Genomic DNA, 12459 nt, shown 5'->3' on the forward strand with positions numbered 1-12459 from the left:
AACTCGTTCTAAACAGTTTTGCCTTTGCAAACCTGATAAGAACGAGTATAAAAAAATGAAATGTAGTTGTGAAAAAATATATTTACATATTGTTTTTTGTAACACTTACAATTCCTGAAGTTCAGGCACAACAAAATTTTTATACAATAAAAGGTTTTATTAAAGACAGCATAACACAAACCCCTCTATCATCTGTTAGCATTACATGCGAAAATAATTCCGAAGTTTCGGTTTCCGACAATAATGGTTTTTTTAAAATTAATACCGACACCATTCCTTGTAAACTTACTATATCACATCTTGGTTATTTCGAAAAACAAATTTTCGTTTCAACATTAAATTCAAAAGTTGAAATTTTTCTAAAAGAAAAAATTAATGAACTTCCCGAATTATCTGTTACCACTGCTAAACCAATACCTATAACAAAAGACGAACCTTTATTTATTACCGATTATGAATTTGTTCAGGATAAAATTCTGGCACTAGCTTATAAAAATAAAGTGCTTTCACAGGCAAGGCTTTATATGCTAACTTTAGAAGGCGATACCGTTTTTTCAGTTCCTGTTAGCAAACCCGAACATTTGTATAAAGATTGTTACGAAAACAAATATTTCATTTCGAAAAATGATGCGTTTCAGTTAGCTATCGATTCAATGAATATTGATTTTCTGTATCCATATCCTACTGATGAATTTAAAAATATTTTCAGCATTCTGACTGAAGCACGAAAAGAAAAAATGTACATGAAAAAATATTCAATGAACAATCAAAAGCTTGATTATATTGAATACGACAGAGATTCAAAAATTTATACGGATGTAATTACCATCGAGAATGAAAAAAATACTCGCATGCTATATGATAGGGCAAGAATGGTATGCTCTGCCGATGATCCCGATGTACAGGCACGTTTCGAAGACCTTGCTTTTTACAAACCTGTTTTTGCTCCACTGGTTAATATTCACGATACACTTTATCTTTTTAATTTTGAAGATTCATGGCTGGGCTATTTTGATGATTCAAATAAAATTGTAAAAGAAATTCCTATTGATTTTCATCATGATAAAAGCTGGAACCGTGAAATATTTTTTGATGAACGTTCTGAAAAAGTTTACGCATTATTCAGGAAAGACGGCATATCCACACTAAAAGAAATTTGTTTGGAAACTGGACAACTTATTAACTCCATTCAAATCCCTAATTTACCGTTTGTTGACAATATTAAAATAAGCAATGGGAAATTATATTTCCTTTACACCAACCACAACACACCCGAAGAACCGCGAATGCTATACAGCATGAAGATTTAATTACTACATCTAAAAAATATTTCTCGCAGATATTTGCAAAATTTAAAGCAGATATTCGCAGAAATATTTTTTTATTCAAATTTTCTCTTTTAATCAACTAGAAAAATAATTTTTAATTTTAAACAGGTTTCTGAATTTCTGCCGAATTATTTGCAGCAGAATTAACCAACTTTGAAATTGGATAAGCTGTCATAAGCTCGGAAGGGAAAGGAATTAGTAACGATTTTATTTCTGTTTCATTTTTTGAGTTCAACCATTTTTTTTCATCATTACGCTGAAGAATTAACGGCATGCGTTCATGAATTTCTTTCATCATTTCATTTGCTTCGGTAGTAATAATTGAAAAAGTGTGAAGTGGTTTTCCTTCAGTATCTTTCCAGGTTTCCCATATTCCTGCCATGGCAAAAGGCACTTCGTTTTTCAATAAAATGCGGTAAGGGGTTTTTTCTTTATCCTGTTTCCATTCATAAAAACTATCGGCGGGAACCAGGCAGCGCCTGCTTTTTATGGCATTACGAAAAGATGGTTTTTCAAAAATGGTCTCTGCTTTAGCATTGATCATTTTATTACCAATAGAAATATCTTTAGCCCACGAAGGAACAAGTCCCCATTTATAAAAACTGAGCTTTCTTTGATTATCACTGGTAATTACAGCAAGTTTTTGCGAAGGCGCACAATTAAAGCGTGGAATAATTTCTTCGTCTTCGATATCCACATCAAAGCGCTCTTCAATAATTTTATCGCTTAAAGTAAATGAAAAACGTCCGCACATAATTTGAGTTTATTCACAAATTTAAAAATTAAAGTTAAGTAAAAAAAGTAGTATATCTTAATATTCTATGGTCAAGATGTAAACGAATCAAAAAGACTAAGCTGTCAGAAAATTTTATTTAAGCGATGGCAAAGGAAAATTTGGAGCGGCGGATTTTTGTGTGATGATAGCCGTGATGGTCGTGGCATATCATATATGGATTTGTGCGACAAACGACCATCGCAGGGCTTTTAAATTTTCCGATTTTTTTTTACTTTTTTCTAAAAAAAGTAATATAAAAAAAGAAAAAATTAAGTTTTATTTTTTATTAACTGTCATGCCGAACACCCACCTGACCGGACGCGCAGGAAATGAGGCTTCTTATTTAATAACAATTCATCGTTTCGCTCTGAATGAAAAACGTTTTTATTTTCAACCACACAACATCATTTATAATTAATATCTTTGAACATAGAACAATTTAAATTTACGTTTTGTCAGTTACCTGGAATCCCTGGCACGGGTGTAAAAAAATAAGTGCAGGTTGTAAAAACTGCTATGTTTACAGAATCGATGGGCGACATGGCAAGGATAGTTCTGTTGTAAAGAAAACGCAAAATTTCAATCTTCCGATAAAAAGAAAAAGAAATAAATCCTTTACAATTCCCGCTAATGAAGAGGTGTACACTTGTTTCAGTTCTGATTTTTTTCTTGATGATGCTGATGAATGGCGCAACGATGTTTGGAAAATGATCCGGTTAAGAAATGATTGTCATTTTATATTTATCACCAAACGCATCGACCGCTTTAACATAAGCCTGCCCGATGATTGGGGCGATGGATATGATAATGTAACAATTGGTACAACTATTGAAAACCAGGATAGAGCCGATTATCGTTTGCCAATATTTGAAGCGCTTCCTATCAAACACAAAATGATAATTTGCGAACCGCTTCTTGAAAAAATAGATATGATGAAGTATTTAGAGAATTGGGTTGAACTGGTTTTAGTTGGAGGAGAATCGGGGAATGAAGCCCGAGTATGTAATTACGACTGGGTGCTTGATATACAGCAACAATGCAAGCAAAAAAATATTCCGTTTCATTTTAAACAAACAGGAGCAAAGTTTCTTAAGGATGGACATTTGTATAAGATAAGCCGTAAATTTCAATTTCAGCAAGCAAAGAAAGCGGGGATAGATATTTATAAAAGATGAACTAATTTTATTATGATTCTATGAAAATAAAGATAATAACATTTTTACTTTTGATTTTTACTTTTCAAACTCAGGCACAAAGGCTTAATGTTTTTGGGGCAGAGCTTGGAAAACAAAAACGCAATGGGCAAGACTTGCGCTATCCTTATGCCGATACAAAATGCTATTTTGGTTTTATTGATTCCACTTGGCAAGTATCGGATACAGCAGGTGGGAAAAATTTTTACTATTTATATTTTAATCTTCCGCAAGAAACTGCCGAAATAGGTGTAAGGCTTATGTCGCCTGTATCTCCGGTGATGTTTCCCGACAAAGGCGATATAGTTGAAGAAGGTTATTACGAATACCGCAAAGCAAATAAAAACTGGTTCGACCCGTGGATAGCGCTTGAGCATTATTTTAGCATTAACGATACTGCAAAAATAGATTCAACGAAAAAAGAATGGATCATGCTTGGCAGCAACGATGATAATGATGAATTATTTGCGCAACCTTCGGGCAAAAAAAACAATTCTTTATTCAGAATAATAAGCGATACTTTACAACCTTATAAAACTTTAAGTTCAGGTATTTACCGCATTGTAATAAGCAGCATGAAAGACGAAAAAATTTCAGGAAGTTTTATTTTACAAATCGGTTCCGCAACAAAATTGAATGGAATAAAAATCAAAAAGAAATTTATTGAAATTGAAAATTAGGAAATTCAATAGGCAGTGTACAATATGCAGTCAACATGCAGCAATTAATGACTTCGCCACAGGCGGATAATAACAATCGAATAATTGAACAGTTGAACAGTTGAACATTCGAACAATAGAACAGATATATCAGCGTCTTTGCGACTCCGCGTGAAAAATAAAATTTATTGAAATTAGGAAATTCCTTTTGCCTTTGAAGGGATAGTCATCAGTCAACATGCAGCAATTAATGACTTCGGCAGGCGGATAATAACAATCGAATAATTGAACAGTTGAACATTCGAACATCTAACAACTAACGAATAACGAAATATTTTTCTCTATTGCGGCGAATAAATCAGCTTAATACATTTACGGTATTTTCCGGCAACAAAATCAACCACATACATTCCGGCAGGAAGCGAAGTATTGCTCAAGTTTATCTGGTATTCGTAATGACCGTTTTGTAAAACTTTATCCGTATTAATTATTGTTGATATTTCTCTTCCCTGTAATGTATAAAGTTTCATCGATACTTTAGATTCTTCAGGAAGGTTAAAATCAATAACCGTTGAATTGCTGAATACAGTAGGATACGCTGATATTGATGGATTATTTTCCGGCAATTCGGGAACATCGGTATAAAGAAAATGAGCAGTTATTGTATCAGCTGTTGTAAGCGTTACCGAAATGCTATCGGCTGTTGCTCCCGGAACCATTGCAGTATAATCGCTTGTCCAATTTATAAATTCATAACCCAAGGCAGGTAATACCTGTAATTTATTTTCCATTCCACCGAAATAGTTGCCAGTCCACGGGTACTGATTAATAAGTAATGAGTTGATTTTTACATTTCCTCCGATAGCAGGATCGGCATCAACTGTTAAATTATATGGTCCTGTAAGGCTGTAGCAATCAATAAATCCACTGGTAAGATCCACACAACGCTGAGTAATAAAATCACGTAATAATTGAACATTGTTTTTCCATTCCGTATAAGTTCCACTCCAACGAGCTGCATGTTGTGTCATTTCAGGGTCGATAATAGCAACAACGCTATCCAATTTTGATAACATGTTTTCACAACCAAAAACTGTATTCCATAAATCGATCTGGCGAGAAATATAATACTGGTTAAAATCAGGATTTTCCCTAAGTTTTAAAAGCAGGGCTATATGTCCTTCCGGGTCTGAATCACCAGAAAGAGATTCGGGATCACATGGGTCAGCATCAGGGTTTGTATTCGGAATACCAGTATAATTAATATAATGACCAAATGTAGCATCATTATCCCATAAAATATACCCCCATTTCAAATGCCCGCCAGTACTGTCCATACCGCGCCACCAGCCGGTATTCCAGTTGAGCCAATCACTACATACGCTAAACATATTTACCAAAACATAATCAACAAGACTTTTCACATCAAGTCTTTCTGTTACATATTGATAATTTGTTGGATTAGCCATATTCAGTGACATGATATAATCATAAAAAGTATCCCAGTCGGTCATTGCTTGATTACCGCCATATTCAGCCCAACGGCCACCCCAATATAAAAGATACTGAAGATGATATTTATCTTGTCCGTAATAGTAATCACAAAAATCATGATCATCCGGACGCTCACGAATATCATACACTCCCCAGTATTGACCATTGATATATAGAATTGCTTTTTCCGACATTCGCACATCCAAATCAAGCCCACCCTGTTTGGCAACCATGTGTACATAAGCATCGCGAACATGGGCGCTTCCTGCATTTGCAGAATTATGATCGGCAGGATAATTGTCATCGCCGGCAGCACGTAAAATAAAACGCTGATAACTGTCGCGATCAGAATAAGTCATTAATTTTTGTTTCACTGCTGAATTATAACCCATCTCGTCGCGTGCTACAAAATCAATGCTGCGCTGACTGTTAGCCCACGAATCCTGACCGTGTTTATTAAAATCGCCCATTGTTTTTGCTTTGCGTTCTTTATTTAAATTAAAATATTCAATGGTGCCAACAGGAACAAGATTCCCGTTACCATTTGCAAGATCGTCAACCTGTTCACCTGCAACTGATACAACAACTGTTGTGTGCGAAACATTAATAAAATATGTATCATAAATTATAAAACTCGGAAGAATTGCAGGGTCAGAACTTATTGTAATTGCTTTTAAAACTTTTGTGGTTGAAATGGTTATTGGTCCCGAATAAACAGTTGATGATGCCGAAGGTTGAGAACCATCAAGTGTATAATAAACAGTAGAATTGGGTTCATCATTTAAAAGCGTAACTGTAACGGGGTTTGCATAAAACCCGGCTGTCAGGTTTTCCTGTGGCTTTGAAGCATAATCATCAAAAGGAGTGGAAGTATTGTTGCTTGCATTAGGAGTAGGAGTTGTGAACACGCTCCATGTCAGAGCACCATTTGTAGAACGACCAATTGAATGTCCTACCTGTGTTCTTTGCTTAATTTCTTTCTGGTCGATAATAACACCTGAAGAGTTTGATAGAGTTATAAATTCATTATTATTTTTTGTTTGAGTAAGTTTAAAATTAGTATGATAATTTGTTCCGCTAACCATGTCGCGACCCGATGCCCAGAAGCGCAGGAATCCATTTGCTGCAATGGAAATCCCTGAAGGTATTTTCCATTTTAAATTTTCAATAGAATCATCGCTCAGGTAATACCCGGCAAGATTCACAGCAGTTGCAGAAGTGTTATACAATTCAATCCAATCTTCGTATTCGCCATTATTATCAACAAACTGGTTAAGATTAGAACAGGAATATTCATTTATTACAACCTGCGAACGCAATGAGAATACAGAAATAATAAAAATAGAAATAGTAAGTAGAAGTTTAATTTTCATGACGTTATTATTTTTTATTAAAGATGATGAATATTTCTAAAAGTTGCCTGATGACAGATAATTTATTTTAATATTTATCAAAGCTACTTATTTCATTAATATCTTTTCTTTTTTTCTGTCGGGGTTCATCTGCTGGATAGCCAAGTGTTATAAGCAATCCTATTCTTTTCTTTAATGGAATATTTAAAAGTTTCATGATGGCCGTTTCATTAAACCATCCTAAAATACATGTTCCCAAACCCTCTTCAGTTGCCTGAAGACAGAAATGTTCAGCGGTAATACCAATATCTATCAAATAAAAATCCTTATCGTTAACACGACCTCCGAATTGCGATTGCAGGTTCGGTTTTTCCATAACAATAGCAACAATCACCGGAGCTTTTAATGAAAATTTATTAAATGGAGCAATAACACTGAAAGTTTCTTTTGCTACCTTTTCTTTCAGTTCTTTCCCGGTGATTACAACATACTTCCATGGTTGTGCATTACATGCTGATGGAGCAAGTCGGGCAGCTTCGAGACAACGTTCTATTTTCTCTTTTTCAACAGCTTTTTCAGAATATTTTCTAACGCTTTGTCGCTTTAGTATTAATTCAAGAAATTTCATTTTTCTTTTGTAGAATTCATTTTTATTTCTTCAATAATTTTAGAATATTTTTCCTGTGTTCTTAAACGATCCATAATTGTATCACTCTCTAATTTACCGGCATCCGAAAACCCAAGTCTGGCAGCATTCTCAAGCGATAACAACGCTTCAGGAATTTTTCCTTTTTTCATTAATATCACTGTTTTAAAATAAGCACAATCGGTATTTTCAGGGTCGACAAGCGAATAAATTATCACATAACGATAAGCCGTTTCATAATCATTCATCTTCATTGCATTGTTGGTATTCATGTACGCCACAAGACTCAGGTAATTCAGCAGTCTTTTATACATTACTCTTTCATCTTTATCCGCATTTGTTTTTATTTGCTGATTTATTAATGTTACCTGTTTTTTCCACCATAATGTGTCTTTCTCACCAATAGCTACGGCATAATCGCTTTGCAATTTGATTTCTTTTTCAGAAATGGTTTTTTGTTTTTGGATTGCCGCAATATATGATGGATTCTTTTTCAATTCTTCTAACGATTTTTTATATGCTGAAACATCTTTTATACCATCGAAAAAACTTATCATCTTTTCACATAATTGATAAGCTTTGCAAATATTTTTTGATTTCAGTTCAATAAATTCTTTTTCCCACTTTTTGAATACCGGGTTGATTTCTGTAGTATCAGCAATTATCAATTTATTTTTTACTGCCTGCAATTTAAGCCATAAAAACGCTTGTTCCATGATACTATCAGGAGGCCATTCATGTTTTCCATCGAATGTATCGAAACAATAAGGAATTGATTTTTGCGGAAGGATTTCCTTTAACGCAAACATTTCATTCTGATTAAAATCTTCATTTCCTGCAATTCCATAATATCCGAAGTTGGCCGAATTTACTTCATTTCCGCTCATACCGGCACCACAAGCAATCACCGATTTTATTTTTCCATAAACAGCCAGATTGCTTGCAACCCTTGAGCCACCTGAGAATCCGGCAGCATAAATAAAATTATCGTCGATGCTGAATTTACGATGCGAATCGGAATATAATGTATCGAAGAAATTTTTAATAACATTGAATTGCACTCCATTCTGCGAATTGTTTGAACCTATTAAAATATATCCGAACTTTTCAGCAATGGCGCTATATTTCGTTAAAGGATATGCACCTTTTGCATGTGGATCGAACATATAAACAACAGGCCACTTTTTATTTTTATCATAATTTGAAGGAAGGTATAAAGCATAACTTTGTGTTACATCATATCTGCATTTTATAACATCGGTAACTTTTCCTTTCACTAATACTGTATCCAAACTATCAGCGCCATGATGATGTTTTGATGAACACGAAAAAACTGAGAATACAATGATAATAAATAGTACCGGGAAATATTTCATAAAAATAAATTTTATCTTCCCTTTTAATAATGCAGAAAATACAGTATGCTTGCAGAAAAATCTAAAAAGGAATATTAAATGAATTGTTCGCCTTTTTCTACTTTCACATCGTTTACAAATTTCCTTATCTGTTGTTCTTCTGTCTTTTTACAAATAAGAAGAATGTTATCCGACTCAACAACAATATAATCATGTAATCCTTGCAGAACAACCAGTTTGTCTTTTGGCATATTTACAATACAATTTTTTGAATCATATACCATAACATTTTTCCCAACAATGGCATTCCCTTCTTTGTTCTTACTATGCGTTTCATACAATGAGCCCCATGTTCCCAAATCGGACCAGCCAAAATCAGATTGTAAAACATATACATTATCGGCTTTCTCCATTACGGCATAGTCGATAGAAATATTTTTACAAACAGTGTAAGTATCTTTTATAAAAGCTTTTTCTTTGGGTGTATTATATTTTTTTACTCCTTCTTTAAATAGTGTTGAAATCTCCGGAGTATATTTCTCAAATGCATCGATAATATTTTTTGCCGACCAAATAAAAATACCTGAGTTCCATAGAAAATCGCCACTTTTTAAAAACTGTTTTGCCATTTCAAGAACAGGTTTTTCAGTAAAGGTTTTAACTTTATTTATTCGGTTATCCTTTTGGTAAGCAATGCTTTCATTAAACTGAATATATCCATAACCCGTATCCGGGCGACTGGGTTTTATCCCTAATGTAAGCAGCCAGTCATTTGCTTCGGTTGCTTTTAATGCTGAATTAATGATTTCGATAAAGTTTTCTTCCTTCAAAATTATATGATCGGAAGGTGCAACAACAATATTTGCAGCCGGATTAATTTCGTAAATTTTATAGCTGGCATATGCTATACATGGAGCTGTATTTCTTCTTAAAGGCTCACAAATTATTTGTTGTTCCGAAATTTCGGGTAATTGTTCTGAAACCAATTTTTTATAACTTTCATTGGTAACAATATATATATTTTCTTTTCCTATAACTTTTCTGAAACGATTGTATGTTTGCTGCAGTAAAGTTTGCCCTGTTCCCAGGATATCAATAAATTGTTTTGGATGCGATGTACGACTCATAGGCCAGAAACGTGTGCCTATCCCCCCTGCCATGATAACACAATACTGATTTTTTTTCATTACATTAAAAATTAATGGGTTAAATAGTTTTCATCAATACCGAAAATATTTAATTACATTTTGTGCGGCAAAATTAAAAAATTATCGGAAAAACCATAACATATTGTTTTTCTGTTATTGGAAATACCCTGTATACAGGACTAAATAAATATTTCTTACCTGATTTAACATTCTCGCACAAACTTCTTGTCCTCACTTTTTTTATTTTTTTATATAAATCTCCGTCTTTTGTTTCAAATAAGGTATTTTCTAATAAGTCATCAATATAAACACCGGGTTTATCTTTGTCGTATTTCGAAAGTTCTTTAAAAAGTTTTGCATCGGAACAACTTGTTGCTTTAGGATTTTGCAGATGTTTATTCAGAAAAGGAACAAGGTCTGAAGGAAAAACATTTTCGCCTATCATGATATTCATTAAACCTGTAAAATGTTTTTTCCAGTTTCGCCCATGAGGCTTAGCATAAAAATGACCTTCACGCCACACAATATAATGACTTATTTCATGTAATAACGTGATAAGAAAAATATATGGATTAAGATTGCTGTTAATTGTAATTTCAGGAATGTAATTTTTTGTAGGAGAAGAGCTGAAATCGCCAAATTTAGAAACACGCCCTTTAACAATTTTAATTTTAACTGGATATTTTTCGAGCAGCGGGGATAATATCGGAAAAGATTCAGGGGGAATATATTTTTCAAGAATTTTTGTTTCTTCCATCCGTTGATGTTATATATATTTTCTCGTACTTTGCCTTGCTCCATGTAGGACAGTCGCATTTTTTCTTATGCCTGAAAATAAAGCAACCCGACGAAAAAAAACTAAAAATAATCACAAAGATTAATAAACAGTATTTTTTATTACGAAACATAATGTAATTTTGCTTTATCAAGTAAACTTCAAAAATAATAATTTTGTTGTACATTTTTTGATTTTTTCATGGGCATTATTCAAAGTTTATTATATCATATTGGGAGATATGCTCTTCTGCAAAAGAAAGTTTTTGGCAGGATTGATAAATGGTCTGTTTTCAAAAAACAGATATTTATTGAAATGGAAAATCTTTGCCTCGACTCGTTAGGAATTGTTGCTATCATTTCTGTTTTTATGGGCGCTGTACTGGTAATACAAACAGCATATAATATCGATAGTCCTTTCATTCCCTTGTATACCATAGGCTTTACCACACGTCAATCTTTGGTTCTTGAATTTTGCCCTACAATTGTAAGCCTTATCCTTGCAGGGAAAGTAGGTTCCCGAATCTCTTCCGAAATAGGAACCATGCGTGTAACAGAACAAATAGATGCTCTTGAAATCATGGGTGTAAATTCATCTTCTTATCTGATTCTTCCTAAAATTGTTGCATGTGTTATACTTAATCCTTTTCTTATAGCATTAAGCATGTTACTCGGATTATTAGGCGGATGGGGCGTTGCATTATTCGGTAGCGCCGTTACTCCTCATGTATATCTTTTAGGAATTCAATCGTTTTTTGTTCCGTTTGAAATTTTTTATGCATTAATTAAAACAGCTTTTTTTGCACTTATCATTACATCCGTTTCCGGATATCATGGTTATTACACTCATGGCGGAGCATTGGAAGTTGGTCAGTCAAGTACAAAGGCAGTTGTATACAGTAGCATACTCATTATTTTATCAAACCTTGTTTTAACCCAGCTTTTACTTTCCAAATGATAGAAGGAATAAATATATCGAAATCATTTAGCGGTCGTCCGGTTTTGAAAAATGTTTCTTCAAAATTTGAAAAAGGTAAAACCAATTTGATCATTGGTCAGAGCGGTTCCGGGAAAACGGTACTTATGAAATGCCTTGTCGGGTTAGTTGAAGTTGATGAAGGACAAGTGTTGTACGATAAACGCGATTTCTGTAAAATGGATGATATTGAAAGAAGAACCATCCGCAAGGAAATAGGTATGCTTTTCCAGGGAGCAGCATTGTTCGATTCGATGACAGTTGAAGAAAATGTAATGTTTCCGCTTAATATGTTCACCAATAAAAGTATGGAAGAAAAACTCGACAGGGTAAACTTTTGTCTTAAGCGTGTTAACATTATCAATTCAAATAATCTTTACCCTTCCGAAATAAGTGGAGGTATGAAAAAACGTGTGGCAATTGCACGTGCAATTTCAATGAATCCACAATATCTTTTTTGCGACGAACCTAATTCGGGCCTTGATCCTAAAACATCTATTCTTATTGATAATTTAATTAGCGAAATTACCAAAGAATTTGAAATCACTACTGTTATCAATACTCACGACATGAATTCTGTAGTTGAAATTGGCGATAAAATCGCATTCATCTACGAAGGTGAACTGTGGTGGGAAGGTAATAAAGAAGAAATTCTTTACGCCAATAATAAAGAGTTAAACGATTTTGTTTACGCTACTGAATTGTTGAGAAAGCTGAAAAAATAAAAGTTGACCCGCCTTGCATTCGACAGGCTCAGGC

The 12459-nt window shown here is 33.8% G+C and carries 11 protein-coding genes; 5 read left to right on the forward strand and 6 right to left on the reverse strand.

Translation table 11 applies throughout. From position 1 onward, the window contains the following. Positions 1-68: 68 nt before the first annotated feature. Positions 69-1310, forward strand: coding sequence for a carboxypeptidase-like regulatory domain-containing protein (locus PKK00_09475; protein HNW98624.1), 1242 nt, complete (start codon positions 69-71; stop codon positions 1308-1310). Positions 1311-1428: 118 nt separating this feature from the next. On the opposite strand, the gene PKK00_09480 is transcribed toward PKK00_09475, so the two are convergent. Further along, positions 1429-2082: an SOS response-associated peptidase gene (locus PKK00_09480; protein ID HNW98625.1), complete on the reverse strand. Its 654-nt coding sequence runs from the start codon at positions 2080-2082 to the stop codon at positions 1429-1431. A gap of 473 nt (positions 2083-2555) precedes the next feature. Between PKK00_09480 and PKK00_09485 the strand changes: the two genes are divergently transcribed. Both PKK00_09485 and PKK00_09490 read left to right on the forward strand, forming a co-directional pair. Then, entirely contained in the window at positions 2556-3278 is a 723-nt protein-coding gene (locus PKK00_09485; protein HNW98626.1) for a DUF5131 family protein, read from the forward strand. A gap of 20 nt (positions 3279-3298) precedes the next feature. Further along, positions 3299-3976: a LipL32 family surface lipoprotein gene (locus PKK00_09490; GenBank protein ID HNW98627.1), complete on the forward strand. Its 678-nt coding sequence runs from the start codon at positions 3299-3301 to the stop codon at positions 3974-3976. A 320-nt stretch (positions 3977-4296) separates the two neighbouring features. Here PKK00_09490 and PKK00_09495 read toward each other — a convergent pair whose 3' ends face one another. The 5 genes from PKK00_09495 to PKK00_09515 all read right to left on the reverse strand — a co-directional run bounded on the left by PKK00_09495 (position 4297) and on the right by PKK00_09515 (position 10707). Continuing rightward, complete coding sequence (locus PKK00_09495; protein HNW98628.1) at positions 4297-6822, reverse strand: CotH kinase family protein; 2526 nt, start codon at positions 6820-6822, stop codon at positions 4297-4299. Between the two features lie 67 nt (positions 6823-6889). Further along, complete coding sequence (locus PKK00_09500) at positions 6890-7429, reverse strand: nitroreductase family protein (protein HNW98629.1); 540 nt, start codon at positions 7427-7429, stop codon at positions 6890-6892. Beyond that, the gene (locus tag PKK00_09505; GenBank protein HNW98630.1) at positions 7426-8823 is read right to left on the reverse strand and encodes a hypothetical protein; all 1398 of its coding nucleotides are present in this window, start codon (positions 8821-8823) and stop codon (positions 7426-7428) included. Before PKK00_09505 ends, PKK00_09500 begins: the two co-directional genes overlap by 4 nt. Before the next feature lie 74 nt (positions 8824-8897). Continuing rightward, complete coding sequence (locus PKK00_09510; GenBank protein ID HNW98631.1) at positions 8898-9989, reverse strand: mannose-1-phosphate guanylyltransferase; 1092 nt, start codon at positions 9987-9989, stop codon at positions 8898-8900. A 73-nt stretch (positions 9990-10062) separates the two neighbouring features. Next, a complete protein-coding gene (locus PKK00_09515; GenBank protein HNW98632.1) occupies positions 10063-10707 on the reverse strand; it encodes a hypothetical protein in 645 nt (214 codons plus the stop codon). Positions 10708-10926: 219 nt separating this feature from the next. Between PKK00_09515 and PKK00_09520 the strand changes: the two genes are divergently transcribed. Beyond that, the gene (locus tag PKK00_09520) at positions 10927-11682 is read left to right on the forward strand and encodes an ABC transporter permease (GenBank protein HNW98633.1); all 756 of its coding nucleotides are present in this window, start codon (positions 10927-10929) and stop codon (positions 11680-11682) included. Beyond that, positions 11679-12425 carry an ATP-binding cassette domain-containing protein gene (locus PKK00_09525; GenBank protein ID HNW98634.1) on the forward strand — a complete coding sequence of 249 codons (747 nt, stop codon included), beginning with the start codon at positions 11679-11681 and terminating at the stop codon, positions 12423-12425. The genes PKK00_09520 and PKK00_09525 overlap by 4 nt, the downstream gene beginning before the upstream one ends. The last annotated feature ends 34 nt before the right edge of the window (positions 12426-12459 follow it).

It is taken from the genome of Bacteroidales bacterium (assembly GCA_035353855.1).
Taxonomy (GTDB): domain Bacteria; phylum Bacteroidota; class Bacteroidia; order Bacteroidales; family CG2-30-32-10; genus DAOQAK01.

Excerpts from the sequence above, each read along its gene's own strand:
- PKK00_09480 (HNW98625.1), bottom strand. The coding sequence starts at position 2,082 with ATGTGCGGACGTTTTTCATTTACTTTAAGCGATAAAATTATTGAAGAG.
- PKK00_09490 (HNW98627.1), top strand. The coding sequence starts at position 3,299 with ATGAAAATAAAGATAATAACATTTTTACTTTTGATTTTTACTTTTCAA.
- PKK00_09495 (HNW98628.1), bottom strand. The coding sequence starts at position 6,822 with ATGAAAATTAAACTTCTACTTACTATTTCTATTTTTATTATTTCTGTA.
- PKK00_09500 (HNW98629.1), bottom strand. The coding sequence starts at position 7,429 with ATGAAATTTCTTGAATTAATACTAAAGCGACAAAGCGTTAGAAAATAT.
- PKK00_09505 (HNW98630.1), bottom strand. The coding sequence starts at position 8,823 with ATGAAATATTTCCCGGTACTATTTATTATCATTGTATTCTCAGTTTTT.
- PKK00_09510 (HNW98631.1), bottom strand. The coding sequence starts at position 9,989 with ATGAAAAAAAATCAGTATTGTGTTATCATGGCAGGGGGGATAGGCACA.
- PKK00_09515 (HNW98632.1), bottom strand. The coding sequence starts at position 10,707 with ATGGAAGAAACAAAAATTCTTGAAAAATATATTCCCCCTGAATCTTTT.
- PKK00_09520 (HNW98633.1), top strand. The coding sequence starts at position 10,927 with ATGGGCATTATTCAAAGTTTATTATATCATATTGGGAGATATGCTCTT.
- PKK00_09525 (HNW98634.1), top strand. The coding sequence starts at position 11,679 with ATGATAGAAGGAATAAATATATCGAAATCATTTAGCGGTCGTCCGGTT.